Origin of the sequence: Phocaeicola coprophilus DSM 18228 = JCM 13818 (assembly GCF_000157915.1) — a bacterium.
Lineage (GTDB): Bacteria > Bacteroidota > Bacteroidia > Bacteroidales > Bacteroidaceae > Phocaeicola > Phocaeicola coprophilus.
In genome coordinates, this window is sequence record NZ_EQ973651.1 from 187,974 (window position 1) to 205,697 (window position 17,724).

The window sequence follows — 17,724 nt, forward strand, 5'->3', positions numbered from 1 at the left end:
CTGAGGAAAAAGGATTTTTTAAAGCAGATTCTAATAATATTTATCCGAAAAAGTTTCGTGTTTTAGCACAAAATTGTTTTCTTTGTGCAGTTGATGCAAATTGACTTTGATTTAATACCTTTAAAAAAACGCAATTATGAAAATTTCTCACATTGAACATCTGGGCATTGCCGTAAAAAGCATTGAAGAGGCCCTTCCTTATTATGAGAATGTACTCGGTTTGAAATGTTATAATATCGAAACCGTTGAAGATCAGAAAGTAAAGACAGCCTTTCTGAAATGTGGAGACACTAAGATCGAGCTGCTGGAACCGACCGGTCCGGACAGTACCATCGCTAAGTTTATTGAAAACAGGGGCATGGGGGTACACCATGTAGCTTTTGCCGTTGAAGACGGTGTGGCTCAGGCTCTGGCCCAGGCTGAGGGTGAAGGCATCCGTCTGATTGACAAGGCACCACGCAAGGGCGCAGAAGGTCTGAATATTGCTTTCCTGCATCCGAAGTCAACGATGGGAGTACTGACCGAACTTTGTGAAAAATAATGAAGAGTTTGAATATGATACGCAGAGACACGAAACAACGGGATTCGCAGTGATCCGTTCCCCGTTGTTTTGTGTCTCTGTATTTACATTAATTATCTAATACCTGATACCATGAGCAATCAACTTGAAAAAGTAAAGGAGCTTATTGAACTGCGCGCACAGGCACGTCTGGGCGGCGGGGAAAAAGCGATTGAGAAACAACACGCAAAAGGAAAGTACACTGCCCGCGAACGTATCGCGATGTTGCTGGATGAAGGCAGCTTCGAAGAAATGGATATGTTTGTCAAGCATCGTTGCACGAATTTCGGTATGGACAAGAAGCATTACCTGGGTGACGGTGTTGTAACCGGTTACGGTACGATTGAAGGGCGTCTGGTATATGTATTCGCACAGGATTTCACGGTTTCTGCCGGTTCTCTTTCCGAGACCATGTCACTCAAGATCTGTAAGGTGATGGATATGGCCATGAAGATGGGAGCTCCCTGCATCGGACTGAACGACTCTGGTGGTGCACGTATTCAGGAGGGTATCAATGCCCTGGCTGGTTATGCAGAGATCTTCCAACGCAACATCCTGGCTTCGGGAGTAATCCCGCAGATCTCCGGTATTTTCGGACCGTGTGCAGGAGGTGCCGTTTATTCTCCGGCTCTGACAGACTTTACCCTGATGATGGAAGGTACTTCCTATATGTTCCTGACCGGACCGAAGGTGGTGAAGACCGTAACGGGTGAAGACGTTTCACAGGAAGATCTGGGAGGTGCCAGCGTGCATTCTACCCGTTCGGGTGTGACTCACTTCACTGCTTCTACGGAAGAAGAAGGTCTGGCTCTGATCCGTAAACTGTTGAGCTATATTCCTCAGAATAATCTGGAAGAACCGCCTTATGTGGACTGTACTGATCCGATCGACCGTCTGGAGGATTCTCTGAATGAAATTATTCCGGACAGCCCCAATAAGGCATACGATATGTATGAGGTGATCGGTGCGATTGTTGATAACGGTGAGTTCCTGGAAGTGCAGCGTGATTTTGCCAAGAATATCATCATCGGCTTCGCCCGCTTCAACGGACAGTCAGTAGGTATCGTGGCCAACCAGCCTAAGTTCCTGGCCGGTGTGCTCGACTGCAACGCTTCCCGCAAGGGGGCACGTTTTGTCCGTTTCTGCGATGCCTTCAACATTCCTATCGTTTCGCTGGTAGATGTGCCGGGATTCCTGCCGGGAACAGGACAGGAATACAATGCCGTTATCCTGCATGGTGCAAAATTGCTGTACGCTTACGGAGAGGCTACTGTGCCTAAGGTGACTATTACCCTGCGCAAGTCTTATGGAGGTTCTCACATTGTGATGAGCTGCAAGCAGTTGCGTGGCGATATGAACTATGCATGGCCGACAGCCGAAATTGCCGTAATGGGTGGTGCCGGTGCAGTTGAGGTACTCTATGCCAAGGAAGCCAAGGAAGCTCCCGATCCGAAAGCCTTCATGGCTGAAAAGGAAGCAGAATATACCAAGCTGTTTGCCAACCCTTACAACGCTGCGAAGTATGGCTATATCGACGATGTAATCGAACCGCGTAATACACGTTTCCGCATCATCCGCGCCTTGCAGCAGTTGCAGACCAAGAAACTGTCCAACCCGGCTAAGAAGCATGGCAATATTCCTTTGTAACCCTTAAAATGCATGATTATGAACAGATATAGAACCGGAATATTTCTTTCCCTGCTTCTGCTGGTCGGCTTTACTTCCTGTCAGGAAAAGAAGACGAACACCAAGCTGGTGCTGAACGAGGTACTGGTGGACAATGTTTCCAATTTTCAGGATGACTATGGTGTTCACAGCGGATGGATTGAAATATTCAACCAGTCATACAGCAGTGCCGATCTGGCAGGCTGTCTGCTCCGGATGAGCAGTCAGCCGGGTGATACGGCTACGTATTTCATTCCGAAAGGAGACGTGCTGACTCTTGTCAAGCCGCGTCAGCATACGCTTTTCTGGGCGGACAATGCTCCCCGCAGAGGTACGTTCCATACCAACTTTGAGTTGAGCAAGACGGAGGCCAACTGGATTGGTCTTTACGACTCCGGACGCAAGCTGCTCGATCAGATTGTAGTTCCGGCAGGAGCTTTGCAGGCTGACCAGTCGTATGCCCGGGTGAGCGACGGAGCTGCCCAGTGGGAAGTGAAAGGTGGTCATGAGGACCGCTATGTTACTCCGAGCACGAATAACCAGACCATCGAAAGTAATCCGAAGATGGATAAGTTTGAGCAGCATGACCCGGTGGGTATCGGTATGGCAATCTCGGCCATGAGCGTTGTGTTCCTCGGTCTGATTCTGCTTTATGTTTGCTTCAAGTATGTGGGCAAGCTGGCCATTCGTCTGCGCAAGCGGAATGCCATGCAGGTACACAATATTACCGATAAGCAGGAAGCCAAGGAAAAAGGTCTCGGTGAAGCTCCGGGAGAAGTCATTGCTGCCATCTCCATGGCTTTGCATGAACACCAGGGAGCCGATCATGATGTGGAAGAAACCATTCTGACCATCAGCCGGGTGAAACGAAGCTATTCACCGTGGAGCTCGAAGATTTATACGTTGCGTGAAACTCCCCATAAGAAATAATCCTCTTAAAACAGAAAAGAACCATGAAAGAATACAGATATAAGATCAACGGAAACCTGTACAAGGTAACCGTTGGAGACATTGAAGAAAATCAGGTACAGGTAGAAGTGAACGGTACTCCCTATAAGGTGGAACTGGAGAAGAAAGCCACTCCGAAGATCAAGCCGGTCATGCGTACGGCTTCCACCACTCCGGCTACTCCTCCTCCCGCTGTTTCCCGTCCGGCCGCACCTTCCAGCAAGGGTAGCATCAAGTCTCCGCTGCCGGGTGTGATTCTGGATGTCAAAGTGAAGGAAGGTGATGCCGTGAAGCGCGGACAGACCCTGATGATCCTGGAAGCCATGAAAATGGAAAACGACATCAAATCCGACCGCGACGGAAAGGTTACCTCTATCAAGGTAAGCAAGGGCGAATCGATTCTTGAAGGTACTGACCTTATAATCATTGAATAATTATGGGAGAGTTTTTTAGTTTCTTACAGAATAACCTGGCCGATTTCTGGACCTATACCGGTTTCCACAATGCCACTACGGGGCACCTTGTGATGATTCTGATCGGTATATTCTTCATTTATCTGGCCGTAGCGAAGGAATTTGAGCCGATGCTGCTGATCCCCATCGGATTCGGTATGCTGATCGGTAATATTCCGTTTAATATGGAAGCCGGACTCAAGGTAGGTATTTATGAGGAAGGCTCAGTGCTTAACATTTTGTATCAGGGTGTGACGTCGGGATGGTATCCGCCGCTCATCTTCCTGGGAATCGGGGCAATGACTGACTTCTCGGCTCTGATTTCCAACCCGAAGCTGATGCTGATCGGTGCGGCTGCCCAGTTTGGTATCTTCGGTGCCTATATGCTGGCGCTTGCTTTCGGATTCGACCCCATGCAGGCTGCTGCCATCGGTATCATCGGTGGTGCCGACGGACCGACTGCCATCTTCCTGTCATCGAAGCTGGCACCGAACCTGATGGGAGCCATTGCCGTATCAGCCTATTCATACATGGCGCTGGTACCGGTCATCCAGCCTCCTATCATGCGTCTGCTCACAACCAAGAAAGAGCGTCTTATCCGCATGAAGGCTCCGCGTGCCGTGTCACATACGGAGAAGGTGATGTTCCCTATCGTAGGTTTGCTGCTTACCTGTTTCCTGGTGCCTTCCGGTTTGCCGCTGCTCGGTATGCTGTTCTTCGGTAATCTGTTGAAGGAAAGTGGTGTGACCCGCCGTCTGGCTGAAACAGCCCGTGGTCCGCTGATTGACACGATCACTATTCTGCTCGGTCTGACCGTAGGAGCTTCCACTCAGGCTTCGGAATTCCTGACCAAGGACTCCATCTTCATCTTCTTCCTCGGTGCGGTATCATTCATCATCGCTACTGCATCCGGTGTGCTTTTCGTGAAAATCTTCAATCTGGTGCTGAAGAAAGAAAATAAGATCAATCCGCTGATCGGTAATGCCGGTGTATCTGCTGTGCCCGACTCAGCCCGTATTTCCCAGGTCGTTGGTCTGGAATACGATCCGAGCAATTATCTGCTGATGCATGCCATGGGTCCGAACGTAGCCGGTGTGATCGGTTCGGCTGTAGCTGCCGGTATCTTGCTGGGCTTCCTGGTATAAGCTGATCCGGTCTGGAATACAGATTTCAGACCTTACAAAAGGGATAAACCGATAAAAGAAATCCTGACTCTTCAGTTGAGGAGTCGGGATTTCTTTTATCGGTTTATTTCAGTTACTGTTGTCTATTTTCTGATTTCCGCCATGTTGGGATATGGTGCAGTTAGTCTTAGTTTTCTCATAGGTTTATAATGAGTTGCAGGATGTTCCAGTTCTACTTCCTATTCATGGTCTGGAAGGAATTGGATGTCATATTCTTTTCCTGCTTCCGTCGTGAACGACAGAATACCGTCCTTTTGAATTGTTTTTATGGCTTCTCCATTCTGTCTGACTTCTGCTGTTGCTACATCCTTTTGCGGAAGAGCAATCCGGCAGGTTTCTCCTCGTTCACTGGTCAGTTTGAGGGATGTTACCTGTTTCCCGTCATATTGGGCAGAAACGACAAATGCTCCTTTGGCTCTCAGACGGGTAAAGGAGGCGGGTTTGTCCGGCCAGCAAGGGAACAGGTGCAGGACACCGTCCACCGATTGCAGCATCATCGAGTTGATCGTCTCCACAATGGTCGTTTTTTCCAGACAATGATGTCCGTCCAGAATCAGGAAGTTGGTTCCGGCACGGTGAATCAGTGTCTTCATCTTGTCTATCAGAATATCAGGATCAAAGCCGATGCGGGTACCCATCACAAAGGCACTCAGTCCCAGTTCATTCATCGTCTCGGTAAATCCTTGCTGGTCGACTGCGTAATAATACAAAGTATTGCGTGCCAGTTGAAGGGCGGTACTGTCTGAATGAAGATTCAGCAGTTCGCATGGGTAAACCGGATGGAGCTGGATGACATGAGCCGGCAAGTCCCATCCTGCCTCATTTTTGGCATAGACGGGCAAACCCTGGTTGGGAGTCTTCGTAGGCATGATGACCTTGTACGAAGGCAGGTGGGTGACGATATCCTTCCACAAAGCCCGACGGTTTTCATCTACTCCCAGTATTTCACTGTAGCGGAGCAACAGCCTGAAGGTCTGTTCTACAAAGGCCAGATCGGAGGGAGGATTCAGATCCCACGAGCCTTCGTGTCCGCCGGTGAGGATATTATAGCGGTAGGTGCTGTCCAGAGTTTCCTTTTCCAGATAGTCTTCGTAGAAATCACCACATTCCCGGATAAACGGATAAGCCCGCTTGCGCAGGAATTCCCGGTCGCCCGTATATTCGTAATACCAGCTGAACAGGGGAACATTGAACGGAGCATCCATGGTCTGCTGCCAGTATTCTCCATAGAGATAGCCGTTGCCCAAAGCACTGACAGAGAACAGCAGCCCACGGCAGGACTTATCTTTCAGAGACGGATGGACGAGTCCCATTTCCTCGCGTGCCCGTCTCTTTCCTTCAGGGATCAGTTTCTCCAGAAAGTCGTAATACGGCATTGCCAGTTCGGGGCGGTTGGCCGAGAATACGCTGTAGAAGCCGGCCTGGCTGTTGTAGTTCAGATGGATGTCTCCATGATAGTTCATGGAGTCGTTCATGTTCCAGACGCCATACATGCCTCCGCAGACCGGACTGTGCAGGTTACAGGCCGAAGCCATCAGGTAGATGGATGACAGGTACTGGCGGTTCAGCAGGGAATCGTTTGTTTCTACATACGAACGTGTCCACATATCTTTCCACCATTGTTTTTTCTCAATTTTCAGAAGGGCGAGTTGGGGGCCGTTCACTGAAGAAAGCTTGTCGTATGCTTCCGGCAGACGGGCATCATCTTCCAGACTGCCGGATACATAAGTTACAATGCAGACCGGCTGTCCTGCCTTTATCTGAAAAGAGGCGGTGACTTGCGAGGAGGATGTTTTTTCCCAGGAAGCCTCAGTTCCTGTGATGCGGGTTGAGATACCTGCACGGGCTATCCAGCGTACATCTCCTTCCGTCCGACTCCGGCGGGATACCTGTCCCACTTTCTCACGGATTCCGGAAGTGGTTTCATAGAGTTTGTTTTCACCGTTGGCATAGGTCATGACTGTGACATCTATGGGATGTTCTGAAGCCGTAGTCAGTTCAGTTACCACGTAGTTGTCGTCCATTGTCATCCACGTTGTCATTTCTACCGGTTCTGCGGTTCCGGTATGCATATAGAGCTCGGCATCAAGTTGTCTCATCTCATAACAGAAGCCCTCGGCGGGTTCTGACTGTACTGAAATGCTGACTCCTCCCACCGGCAGGGCAGCGGGACCCGTTCCTGCCCAGTCCGACCAGTTGTCGGTGATGAAGTCTACTTTTGACAGTTGCAGGGTCTGTCCGTTTTCTGAAGTATAACTGACCAGTCCCACATCTCCGTTTCCCAGGTAGGGGCCTTTGGGTGCATGCTTGCTTGCTGTTTCTGCCTGACTGAACGGACTGTTCCACCGGGCTGTCAGCATCTTTTTTTTGTTCTGAAAAAACAGATCGTCGGGATTGTTTCCCTGACTGAGACATCCCGGGAGAGAAAAAAGAGCTGCTATTCCCAGAATGACAGAATAATGTATGTTGCAAATTTTCATCGTCGAAATTCTTTTTGATTAGTCTTCCAGTTTCCACTCGTCTTTCCACCGGATAATGAAACGTCCGTCTTCAAATTCCAGCGGCAGCCAGATGTAGCGTCCGTCGATGGCATTTTCCGGAGTCCAGCGGTCACCCAGATAGATGAATTGTCCTTCTTTTCCGGCTACGGGCAGGATGTAAGTGCTCTGGGAATGATAGGTGAGGGCTGAATCGGCATCCACACAGGGATTTCCCAGTTCGGTCCATTCACCCAGAATGGAATCTGCTACGGCAGAGCGGGCTGCATTGGACGACCATCCTGTACATCCCGACATCATCAGGTAGTAGCGTCCTTCGTGTTTGAACATGGCCGGAGCTTCCATAAACCGTCCCTTGAAGCAGCGGATGTAGGTACCGTCGTGATCCGTATAGTCGCTGTTCAGCCGGGCAATCTGCAGGGTACTGTTTTCTTCCGATGCATAGATATGATATGCCGTGCCGTCATCGTCTACAAACAGGTTCATGTCGCGGGCCATCTGTCCTCCTTCCAGATCTCGTTTGATCAGGTTCAGAGAATCCGGGTGAGCTGGCAGGTCTCCTCCGGAATAGTGGGCTTCAGCCTGGACGGGGGCTGTCTTCAGACTTTCCGGTGTACCCTGGGGCCATTTACCGGCATTGATGCGTCCGGCATGCAGGAAACGGTAAGGGCCGGTAACCTTGTCACTGACGGCCACTCCGCTCTGGGCTCCGGTGTAACCGGCTCCTTTGGGTTCGAGGTGAAACCACATGACGTACTTGCCGGTCCGGGCATTATGAATCACCTTGGGGCGTTCCAGGATACATCCTTTTTCGATCGGACTTCCGCTGCCTTCCGGTGCTACGGCCAGAGCGATACCTTCGTCTTTCCAGTTGTAGAGATCGGTTGAGGAGTAGCAATGCACTCCGACATTGGCCACGTTGCCTCCTTCTCCTTCGGTCTTGTGCTCGCCAAACCAGTAGTAGCGTCCGTTGTCGTAAAGGATGCCTCCTCCGTGGGCGTTGATATGTACGTTGTTATTGTCCAGCCAGACCTGTCCGGGTGTGAAGGACTTGTAGCGTTCTTTTGTCTGGCAGGCGAGGAGACCTGCTGCCAGAAGTACTGCAAGAGATATTTGTTTCCACATAATCAGATGATGTTTAGAATGAAGGATGATGTTTGGTTTTATTGCAGCCGGGCATGAATGGTTTCCCCTTCCCGGATGGTATAAGACTTTCCGTCAATGTTTACGCGCAGTTTGCCGTTCCGGATGCGTTCAACCGTAATGTCGAACGTGCTGCCGAAAGCCCGTATGCGGCGGAGGGCAGCCTGATTCCACTCTTGGGGAAGACGGGGAGTCACGTCGCAGCTTTTCAGTCCGGTGGGGCGGATGCCGAAGAGACCTTCCGTAATGATGCGGCCGTAGAGAGCACTTTCGGCGGAAAGATGGCGCTGACCTCCTTCAGGCCATGCTTCGATGGCATAGGGAACATGTTCACCCAGCAGACGGACGGATGAGTAATGCTTCAGGTATTCGGTTGCTTTTTCTGTTTCGCCTACGGCATAGACACCGCGCAGGGCATACAGGGTGGAACGGTCCCAGAAAGTGCTGTCACCGGCCTGGGTAAGCAGACCGTTTTCAGTCCAGAGGCGCGGAGAGAACAGAGCCTGGATGGTTCCTTCTTTCCGTTCGCTGATACCCACGGTCAGCGGAATGCAGATCCAGGAGCGCAGGATATCGTTGCCTTCGTAATAGTGGTAAGTGTCATAGCCTTCCACGGTTCCTCCGAAATATTTTTCAATGGATTTGCGCAAGTCGGCAGCCTGTTGCCGGTAGGTGGCTGCTGTCTTTTTGTCTTTTCCCAGATCCTTTGCCAGAAAGGCAGCAGAAATCAGGGCATCATAGTAGAGTGAAGAGGTACAGAGGTTGGCTTTTCCGGCCGGGAAACGTCCTTCCAGTTCGTCTGCGTCAGAGGTTACGACACCTTCCGGCGTCAGCTTGCGGTGACAGTATTCCAGACACCACTGGATGAGCGGCCAAAGGGTTTCTGCCTGCTGCCGGTCTCCTCCGGCCAGTGCAAATCGGGAGGCTCCGTAGGCAATCATGGCTGCATCTCCGCGGTCGCCTGCGCCGTTCCAGATGTCCAGTCCTTCAGCAATGATGGAACTGGGAATGGGCTTCCACTCATCGTTCATAAAGCGGGCAAAATGTCTGAAAGAATTAAGAGCGGAGGCATTGCCGTAAGCATAGCCTGTGAAGGGGAAATAGGGGTTGATGTATTCTGCCTGGTCATTGGCCCAGATGGCGGCATAGTATGATTCGCCTCCAGGTCCGTGCATCGGTCCGCCCTTGGTTTCGTAGATGCTTTCGCAGGCCCGGATCTTGGAGAAGGCAAACATGCGGTTGATGACAGGATCGGGAGTCTCCAGAATCAGATTGTCTGCCAGTTGCTTCAGGAAATCCATCCGTTTGGCCTTTTCTGTTTCCGGTTGCAGCCGGATGGAGGGTTCTCCTTCACGATGGGCGGACAGGGAAGCTGCAAAGTAAAGCGTATCGCCCGGCAGGACTGTGTGCGGGCCGCTTCCGTAGACTGTCCCTTCCATGATATAGGCTCCGGTAACTCCGTTTTCCGGATTGGTTTTCGAGCGTGTCTGTTCTTCGGGAATTTCCACCTGCAGGGAGTTTTTACCGGTATTGATCAGGCTATATTGTTCAATGAGAGCGGGCTGGTCGGTAGACGGGAAATATTCGCGGATCAGTTTCCATTGTCCGTAGTAGCCTTTGTCGAACCGGCTTTCCACGGTCAGTATGCCGTTGAGGCTGATGCTTTCCACTTTTTCTTCCGTAAGCGAACGGCTGTTCACGAAGACTGCATCCAGCGGATTCCAGGCAGAACGGCGCATCAGGCTGGCATGGGTATTGTTCGGCACGGTGCGCAGCAGCGGCCATACCATTCCTTTGTTCAAGGTAAAGTTGCCTTCGCGGTCTACACCGTAGCGCAATACGACAGAGACGGATTTACCGCTCATTTCAATGTGGTCGGAATGGGGAAGGTCGTTCCGGATGTTCCAGGTGATACTGCCGTCTTCCTGTGGCGACCAGCGCCGGGTGGACTGGGATGTTGCCGGCAGAGTGACCAGTGACAGTCCCAGAAAGGCATAGATAAGTCTTGCTTTCATGGCTTCTTCAGTATTTACATATAAGGTTCATAAAGTATGGCCCGATACCGTTTAATCGTCTGTATAATTGGGCCTTATTGTCCGCTCGATTCAGCTTCATCGTCTGTATGATCAGGCTTCATTGTCTGCTTGATTCCGGTGAATCTTCCGGTTCTTGAAAAATACGTCGGCCAGTTCCGGTCAGACAGAGGAGACATAAGTGTCTTTGCCTGTAGAACTGACCGACGTTCAGCGTATGAGATTATTTCAGTTTAAACGGTTCTTTTTTCACATAAGCCTTGAAGCCTTTGATGGCTGCCGGATTTCCTTCTTCCGAGCTGGGAAGACAGCGGAAACCGGTAATATTGTGATTGTCTTTCAGGTCGATGATGATGGAATGCGGGAATTTAGCTCCGTAGTCCGTACACCAGGTTGTCGATTCCTGAAGGTCGTAGATCTTGTCGGCCGTGTTGTTTGACCATTGATAGCTTTCGCTGTCTGCATACGTGATGCTCCATTTCTGGCGGGAGATGTCTTTGCCGTTTTCGTCGGTCAGATAGAGTTCGGCGATGGCAGCAAGATCCTTGCCGTCGTGTGCATTGAGGGCTTCCAGGCAGAAGTAGCGTCCCTCTACCGGACGGTTGAACTGTATGGTCTGCCATCCGCCTCCGGGTTTCAGTTCTCCGGTAGCAACGGGTGTTTCTCCCTTCAGGTTGAGGGTTTCACCTTCCTTGCGGTGAGTGACAGGTTCTTCGTTGTGGAGAACGTCCAGAATCGGCTGTTTCAGACCCTCAATTTTGGTTTCATCCGGACCGAGCAGGTCGAGAACCACGATTTCGTTCTTGCCCTTCTTCAGCCAGCATCCCGGCATGAACAGAGTCTGCTGCGGACCGATCTTCCAGAATCGTCCCATTGCATGACCGTTCACCCATACCATTCCTTTTCCCCAGGTAGACATGTCGAGGAAGGTGTCTCCGGTCTTGTCGAGTGTAAAGGTTGTGCGATAGTAGGCCGGACCGTCGAACTTGCTTCCCTTGGCAAACTGCTTGTCGGCAGCAAACTTGGCATCGGTGGGGAAGCTGTATACCTGCCATCCGGTGAGAGTCTGTGGTTCGCATCCTTCGTTCAGCAGCTGAACCTTGTCGGTGATACCTTTGCGGTCATGGATAGCGCGGTCGAAGTTGACGCGTCCCATGGCTTCTACCAGGATGTCCAGGCGGGTACCGGCTTTCACGTCAGGCAGCGACAGGATGTTTTCACCACGGCGGCGATCCAGGCGTCCCAGCAGCTGGCCGTTCAGATATACCTGTGCCCAGTCGTGTGGTTCATCTACCAGCAGAACGGTTCCTTCCTTGACATCAGCCGGAAGTGTCGTGCGGTAGAGGATAGTACCCCATCCCTGATCGAACTGTTCCATCGGCTGGATGGCTTCCGAAGTCTGGGGCTTGGGCAGATTGTCAAACAGGGGAGCTACTTCGTTCAGTTGCATGGCAGGGATTTCAATGACCGGCATCGGTGCAGGTACATCCGGAATCACCTGTCCTGAATCAGTATACTGGACAAGCAGATCACGCAGCTGATAATATTTCGGAGTAGCCCATCCGGCTTCGCTGATAGGTGCGTCGTAGTCATAAGAGCTGCACATGGCCGAATAGGACGGACTGTTGGCTCCTCCCCAGTGGCCGAAGGTTGTTCCTCCGTGAGTCATGTAGAGTGAGAAGGAAATGTTGCGGTCCATCATGTCCTTGATACCTTTGACCATCACGTCAGCCGGGCGGGTTTCGTGCTTGCGTCCCCAGTGGTCAAACCATCCGCTCCAGTATTCGCTGCACATGAGCGGAGTTTCAGGCCGGGCTTCCCGAAGAGCCTTGAACTGCTGGTCGATATCTGCTCCCGTACCGAAGTTGATGGTCCAGAGCAGATCGTCGAGGCCATTGCGCTGGAAGGTAGATGCCCAGTCACACTGGAACAGGGGCACATCGGTGAATCCGGCTCCGCGTACGATGTCACGGATGGAAGCGATGTATTCCTTGTCTTCAGCATAAGCTCCGTATTCGTTTTCCACCTGCACCATGATGATGTTTCCTCCGCGGGGAGCCTGCAGGTCAGCCAGTTGCTTGCCCAGTTCGTTCATGAAGATCTTGGTACGTTCCAGGAAATACGGGTCACTGGTACGCAGGGCAATGTCTTTCTTCTTGAGCAGCCACCAGGGCAGTCCGCCCATTTCCCATTCCGAGCAGACATACGGACCGGGGCGCAGCATGATATACATGCCGTGTTTCTGGGCCAGGCGGCAGAAGCGGGCCACGTCGTTCTGTCCTTCGAAGTCGAATTCACCCGGACGCTGTTCATGGATGTTCCAGAAGGCATAGATACAGATGGTGTTCATCCCCAGCGCCTTGCACATCTCAATGCGATGTTCCCAGTATTCAGCCGGGATACGGGTGTAGTGAATTTCTGCCGCTTTGATCAGGAAAGGTTTTCCGTTGAGCAGGAACTCCTTGTTTCCGATTTCAAAGGTTTGCGGTTCTCCTTTAGGGGAAGTGCAGCCGGTCAGCATGGCAACGGCCAGTGCAGCAGCACTTACAGCACAGGATTTCAATAAATGATTCATAAAATGTTATTAAATTTTAGGGTTAGATTATGTTGTATATTTGATTTCAAATGTATAGTCCTTTCTTATTCCGGATAGCAATAGATAACCTTCATACAGTCAGCGTTTAAACGCAAGCAAAATTATAAACCAGATATAAATTAAGCAAGTAAAACCAGTTAAAAAATTTTTTGTCAGATTATAGACCGGTTAATAAATTTATACGTCCTCTTTCCGCTGTTTCCGAAGTTGGATGACTGAATGGATTATCCTGCCGGTAAAAAACGAAATATTCGTTGAATAGTCCATGCTAGGGGTAATTTAATCCATTTCTGTTAAAGCTGTCAACCGCTATCTTCGCCAGTTGTTGAAAACTGTTCCGACGGGGTCGGATGTGATATCTTTGAAAATAGAAAAAACTTAACATATTAAAGTCTTACTTAAATAAAAACATAAACTATGAAACCAGAAAAACATGATTGTTCAAGAAGAGATTTTCTCAAACATAGCCTGTTGGGAGCTGTGGCGCTCGGCGTCGCTTCTTTTCCGGGTGAACCGCTGACAGGAGCAATCCGGAACATAGAGGGCCGTAGAAAGAAAACTGCCCGGCGGGTTGTCCTGCTTTCGCTGGATGGAATCTGTGTAGAAGGATTCCGGAAGGCACGGACTCCTCATCTGGATAATCTGCTTGCACAGGGCGTTCTTTCACTGAAAACACGGGTGGTCATGCCGTCGGTCACTTTGCCTAACTGGACGAGCCATCTCACCGGAAGCGGTCCGGAACTGCACGGGGTCGTTGATAACAGCTGGACGATTGACAAATTCAAGCTTCCTGCTATAGAAACAGATAGCGACGGATATTATCCTTCTGTTTTCAAAGTGCTGAAGGATAAGAAGGAAGGCATAAAGACGGCCTTTTATTACAATTGGCCGAACCTGATCTATCCTTATAACCAGAAATATCTGGACGATATCTGTTTCCTGGAAAACGATGCCTATGCTCCTTATTATGAGAGGGCTTTCTCGTTCATTAAGACACACCGGGACGAACCGACTCTGGTTTTCCTCTATACGGTTCACACTGACCATGCCGGCCATAACCACAAGTGGATGTCTCCGGAATACATCCGGTCTATCGAAGAAGCCGATGAAGAAATCGGCCGCCTGCTTGATAAACTGAAGGCAGAAGATCTGTTTGATGATACACATTTCCTCTTCCTGACAGATCATGGAGGCATCAACTATGGTCACGGCGGAGTGAGCGTGGAAGAGATGATTGTTCCCTGGGGAATAACCGGTCCCGGCATTGCTGAAGGAAAGATGATGGAAGAACCCAACAATACAGTCAATACAGCAGCGGTAATCCTGCAGCTTTTCGGGGTAGAAAAACCCTTAAGCTGGACAGGAGAAGTTCCGGAATCGATATTCGGCTGATACTGTCATCCGTAGGCTGAAGTTTTTTATTTCAACTTCAGCTTACGGGTGGCAGTCAGCTGGCCACAGGTTGCTTTCAGGGTGAGTGTGGAAGCATTTCCGGTTGCTACCAGGAATGAGGCCACACCGGCTTCCGTATTCACCTGCTGCGGGCTGCGCAGTTCTCCTCCGGCTGTCACTTCCAGTTTGACTTGCTGTCCGTTTTCCTCGAAACAGCCGGTTCCCCGGGCATCTTTCAGGCTGACATACACAATGAGCAGGTCGTTGCGCGAAGCCGGAACTCCACTCTCAAAATAAGAGATGTCTATGGCTTCCGCTCTGCCCGGTGTGCGGACCGTCTGTTCGGCTACTTTCCGTCCGTCCTTGTAACCGACGGCTTTCAGTTCACCGCTTTCCCATTTCACTCCGAAGAATGTGAAAGGAGGATAATTGATATGCTCGGCATTTCCTCCGTCGGGACGGGAAACATATTCGGAGGTTGAAGGGCCATTGTCCGGTCTGCGGCGTGCAAGGGACTTGCCGTTGAGCAGCAGTTCCACTTCGTCTACATTGCCGTATACCTGCAGCGTGTCAGAAGCGTCCGGCATCCAGTGGCTGTTGATGAATACCTCGTAAGGCATTTTTCCGGCAGGCGTATAACTTCCGGCTGGAACCTGTGTGCGGAAATAAGCCAGTCCGAACTTGGGCAGGCGGAACAGGTCGGCCAGTCCGCTGTAACAGATATTGTCGCAGCATCCTCGGTTATAGTCATACATGCTCCAGATAGCTCCGCCCATGGTCCACGGATAATAAGCCCGGTAGCGGTTGTGACTCCACTGGGCATTCCAGGCATTTTGTGTCAGAGCGTGGTCACCGTCTCCGCGGGAAATGCGGGTGGTGCTGTAATGTCCTCCGAACTCATAGTCGTAATATTCGCGGATGAATCCCGGTTTTCCGGTTTTGTTGGGGCGGTTGAAACCTTCTTCCCAGTCATTGTAACACACGTCGAAACCGTCATATCCGTAGCTGTCGCCGGAAGTAAAGCACTGGTCGCCCGGATATTCTTCATGTCCCGTGCGTACGGCTCCGTCTTTCCATTCCTTGGGCGGCCAGGATTCGTTGAGAGTCGTTTCCCAGGTCAGGATGGAAGGATGGTTCCGGTCGCGCCGGATCATGTCGCGAACATCCTGATAAGTCCGGTCAATAAAAGTCTGGTTCTTGTTGTAGAACTGCCATCCGGGAATCGGTTCGATGGCCAGCAGTCCCAGTTCGTCGCAGGCATCCAGTACGGACGGATCCTGCGGATAGTGTCCCAGACGTACCACGTTGAATCCGTTCATGCGGATCTGATACATGTCCCGGTATTGTGCCTGGTCGGAGATGGCATAGCCGACATACGGATATTCCTGATGCCGGTTGGTTCCTTCCAGTTTCAGCGGTTCTCCGTTGATAATGAATCCTTTTTCACGGCTCATTTCGAAACGGCGGATGCCGATGCGTGTTTCTTCCGTATCGGTGATGTGTTTGCCGTCTCTGATTTCCGTACGCAGGATGTAGAGTGAAGGAGAGTCGGGCGACCAGAGCCGGGGATTCATGACGGTCATCTGCTGCCGGCTGTCGGCAGAGTTTCCGGCAGATACGGCCAGCGTCTGTTCCATGGAAGTGACTTTTCTGCCTTTCCCTTTGCCTTTGGTCCACTCGTAAAGTGTATGGCATACGGTCAGTTGCTTATCTGAAACAGAAGCGTTGGCTACCTGAGTCTGGATATTTACAACAGCCTGTTTGCGGGAAACTTCCGGATAGGTGACAAAGATTCCTCCTCCGGCTGTCTGTCCGGCCAGGATGGGGTGGGTGATGTGTACAGGTTCATTCACCAGCAGGTTGACGTCGCGGTAGAGTCCTCCATAATAGCAGAAATCCAGTTCCTCCAGCGGTTTTCCGGGAGGAATGAGAGGATTGTTCCGGTTGTCAAGCCGGACGACCACTTCGTTGGGCTTTCCGGCATGAAGCATGCCTGTGACATCGGCCACGAAAGGCGTGTATCCTCCTGCATGCTGGAGAATATGCTTTCCGTTCACCCACAGATCGGCCAGATGCATGGCTCCTTCAAATTCCAGCCACAACTGTTTATGTTCGTCTTCCGGATTGATGGTAATCGTTTTGCGATAGTAACAGACCCCTTGCCACTGATGGAGCACCGTAAGCGGTTCGATGAAAGGAGTATGCGGAAGAGATACCTGCTCCCATTCCCCTTTGGCAAGCTGCTTCATTTCCCGGGCCAGCGTATCAGGATGTACGGCCAGCAACAGATTTTCTGCCTTCACGTGCTGGATGTTGAACTGCGAACTCCAGTCGCTTCCCTGATTTTTGATGGCTGCCTGTTTCTGTACTTTGTCCAGTCTTTGGAACTCCCACCCGTTGTCCAGCTGGTAAGTCTGGGCATTCAGGGACAGAAAAGACAGGGAAGTCCAGGCGAAAGCAAGAATGATCTTTCTGTTCATGTTTTCTTGTTTAAGGTTTGTTTATGATTTTACGTTAAAAAACTTGGTAAAGTTAGTCCTTTTTTGTGCAAAGGTAAAAGCTTCCCTTTGCATTTGCTGATGGCAGTAAATATCAAAGGGAAAGCTTTTGTAGATCTATGTTATGTCAGTCGGTTGGATTATTGTTCAGCCGGAGTATCAGGTGTCAGTCCCCAGTACGGGTTCTGATAGAGCGGTGAATTTTCCGGGTTGGTATGGTCTGATGAAGTCAGAATGAGCTGACGGATCGGCATGGGATTCAGATAGTGAGCCATGTGCCAGGTCAAACCATCTTTGTAGAGGTTGCTTGAGGTCATGTTTTTCTCAAACGGACGGAGATATTCGCTCAGGTCGCGGCTTGACACGTTGGCAGACACGCTTCCGTCGGCAATCAGTCCTTCGTACCAGGATTCCATAGGAGTATTCCACAAGTGGAAACCTTCCACATGACAGGGAGCAGTCATCAGCTGGTCATAAGAACGCCAGCGGGCCAGGTCCATACCGCGTAAGCCTTCTCCAAAGAGTTCAGAGCAGCGTTCACGACGGATGTTGAATTCAACTTTGTCAGTCAGTTGATGGCCGGCTGTATAGCTTCCCCAGTTGTCTTTCTCCTGATTCATGTCAGTGGCGGCGATCATTCCTTGCGGATCGATGGCATCACCGGTGAATCCGGCAGCAGTACGGACAGCTTTCCAGTATTCCAGAATGTGTCCTGCATTCAGATCTTTGGTCAGTTCGTATGCTGCTTCCATATAG

At 50.8% G+C, this 17,724-nt stretch carries 12 protein-coding genes; 6 read left to right on the forward strand and 6 right to left on the reverse strand.

Annotated elements, in window-relative coordinates; all coding sequences use genetic code 11:
* The first annotated feature begins 136 nt into the window (after positions 1-136).
* The 5 genes from mce to BACCOPRO_RS16725 all read left to right on the forward strand — a co-directional run bounded on the left by mce (position 137) and on the right by BACCOPRO_RS16725 (position 4,769).
* A complete protein-coding gene (gene mce, locus BACCOPRO_RS16705; RefSeq protein ID WP_008145472.1) occupies positions 137-541 on the forward strand; it encodes a methylmalonyl-CoA epimerase in 405 nt (134 codons plus the stop codon).
* Positions 542-652: 111 nt separating this feature from the next.
* Positions 653-2,206 carry an acyl-CoA carboxylase subunit beta gene (locus tag BACCOPRO_RS16710; protein WP_008145473.1) on the forward strand — a complete coding sequence of 518 codons (1,554 nt, stop codon included), beginning with the start codon at positions 653-655 and terminating at the stop codon, positions 2,204-2,206.
* 18 nt (positions 2,207-2,224) lie between these two features.
* Positions 2,225-3,154 carry an OadG family transporter subunit gene (locus tag BACCOPRO_RS16715; RefSeq protein WP_040311635.1) on the forward strand — a complete coding sequence of 310 codons (930 nt, stop codon included), beginning with the start codon at positions 2,225-2,227 and terminating at the stop codon, positions 3,152-3,154.
* Between the two features lie 23 nt (positions 3,155-3,177).
* Positions 3,178-3,606, forward strand: coding sequence for an acetyl-CoA carboxylase biotin carboxyl carrier protein (locus tag BACCOPRO_RS16720; RefSeq protein ID WP_008145475.1), 429 nt, complete (start codon positions 3,178-3,180; stop codon positions 3,604-3,606).
* Positions 3,607-3,608: 2 nt separating this feature from the next.
* Positions 3,609-4,769: a sodium ion-translocating decarboxylase subunit beta gene (locus BACCOPRO_RS16725; RefSeq protein ID WP_008145476.1), complete on the forward strand. Its 1,161-nt coding sequence runs from the start codon at positions 3,609-3,611 to the stop codon at positions 4,767-4,769.
* A 218-nt stretch (positions 4,770-4,987) separates the two neighbouring features.
* On the opposite strand, the gene BACCOPRO_RS16730 is transcribed toward BACCOPRO_RS16725, so the two are convergent.
* The 4 genes from BACCOPRO_RS16730 to BACCOPRO_RS16745 all read right to left on the reverse strand — a co-directional run bounded on the left by BACCOPRO_RS16730 (position 4,988) and on the right by BACCOPRO_RS16745 (position 13,003).
* The gene (locus tag BACCOPRO_RS16730) at positions 4,988-7,288 is read right to left on the reverse strand and encodes a glycosyl hydrolase family 95 catalytic domain-containing protein (RefSeq protein WP_008145477.1); all 2,301 of its coding nucleotides are present in this window, start codon (positions 7,286-7,288) and stop codon (positions 4,988-4,990) included.
* An 18-nt stretch (positions 7,289-7,306) separates the two neighbouring features.
* On the reverse strand, positions 7,307-8,431 hold the full coding sequence (locus BACCOPRO_RS16735; RefSeq protein WP_008145478.1) for a glycoside hydrolase family 43 protein: 1,125 nt from the start codon (positions 8,429-8,431) through the stop codon (positions 7,307-7,309).
* A gap of 38 nt (positions 8,432-8,469) precedes the next feature.
* Positions 8,470-10,464 carry a hypothetical protein gene (locus BACCOPRO_RS16740; protein ID WP_008145479.1) on the reverse strand — a complete coding sequence of 665 codons (1,995 nt, stop codon included), beginning with the start codon at positions 10,462-10,464 and terminating at the stop codon, positions 8,470-8,472.
* 241 nt (positions 10,465-10,705) lie between these two features.
* Positions 10,706-13,003, reverse strand: coding sequence for a beta-galactosidase (locus BACCOPRO_RS16745; protein ID WP_373920414.1), 2,298 nt, complete (start codon positions 13,001-13,003; stop codon positions 10,706-10,708).
* Between the two features lie 492 nt (positions 13,004-13,495).
* On the opposite strand from BACCOPRO_RS16745, the gene BACCOPRO_RS16750 reads away from it, so the two are divergent.
* Positions 13,496-14,470 (forward strand): alkaline phosphatase family protein, encoded by a 975-nt coding sequence (locus BACCOPRO_RS16750; protein WP_008145482.1) that lies wholly within the window; start codon positions 13,496-13,498, stop codon positions 14,468-14,470.
* Positions 14,471-14,496: 26 nt separating this feature from the next.
* Here BACCOPRO_RS16750 and BACCOPRO_RS16755 read toward each other — a convergent pair whose 3' ends face one another.
* Positions 14,497-16,950, reverse strand: coding sequence for a glycoside hydrolase family 2 protein (locus BACCOPRO_RS16755; protein ID WP_008145483.1), 2,454 nt, complete (start codon positions 16,948-16,950; stop codon positions 14,497-14,499).
* A 158-nt stretch (positions 16,951-17,108) separates the two neighbouring features.
* A partial coding sequence (locus BACCOPRO_RS16760; RefSeq protein WP_008145484.1) for a RagB/SusD family nutrient uptake outer membrane protein occupies positions 17,109-17,724 on the reverse strand: 616 nt, incomplete at its 5' end.

What these genes read in the sequence shown, in the direction of transcription:
- BACCOPRO_RS16725 (WP_008145476.1), top strand. Translation starts at nt 3,609, where the DNA reads ATGGGAGAGTTTTTTAGTTTCTTACAGAATAACCTGGCCGATTTCTGG.
- BACCOPRO_RS16740 (WP_008145479.1), bottom strand. Translation starts at nt 10,464, where the DNA reads ATGAAAGCAAGACTTATCTATGCCTTTCTGGGACTGTCACTGGTCACT.
- BACCOPRO_RS16745 (WP_373920414.1), bottom strand. Translation starts at nt 13,003, where the DNA reads ATGCTGACCGGCTGCACTTCCCCTAAAGGAGAACCGCAAACCTTTGAA.
- mce (WP_008145472.1), top strand. Translation starts at nt 137, where the DNA reads ATGAAAATTTCTCACATTGAACATCTGGGCATTGCCGTAAAAAGCATT.
- BACCOPRO_RS16715 (WP_040311635.1), top strand. Translation starts at nt 2,225, where the DNA reads ATGAACAGATATAGAACCGGAATATTTCTTTCCCTGCTTCTGCTGGTC.
- BACCOPRO_RS16750 (WP_008145482.1), top strand. Translation starts at nt 13,496, where the DNA reads ATGAAACCAGAAAAACATGATTGTTCAAGAAGAGATTTTCTCAAACAT.
- BACCOPRO_RS16720 (WP_008145475.1), top strand. Translation starts at nt 3,178, where the DNA reads ATGAAAGAATACAGATATAAGATCAACGGAAACCTGTACAAGGTAACC.
- BACCOPRO_RS16730 (WP_008145477.1), bottom strand. Translation starts at nt 7,288, where the DNA reads ATGAAAATTTGCAACATACATTATTCTGTCATTCTGGGAATAGCAGCT.
- BACCOPRO_RS16710 (WP_008145473.1), top strand. Translation starts at nt 653, where the DNA reads ATGAGCAATCAACTTGAAAAAGTAAAGGAGCTTATTGAACTGCGCGCA.
- BACCOPRO_RS16755 (WP_008145483.1), bottom strand. Translation starts at nt 16,950, where the DNA reads ATGAACAGAAAGATCATTCTTGCTTTCGCCTGGACTTCCCTGTCTTTT.
- BACCOPRO_RS16735 (WP_008145478.1), bottom strand. Translation starts at nt 8,431, where the DNA reads ATGTGGAAACAAATATCTCTTGCAGTACTTCTGGCAGCAGGTCTCCTC.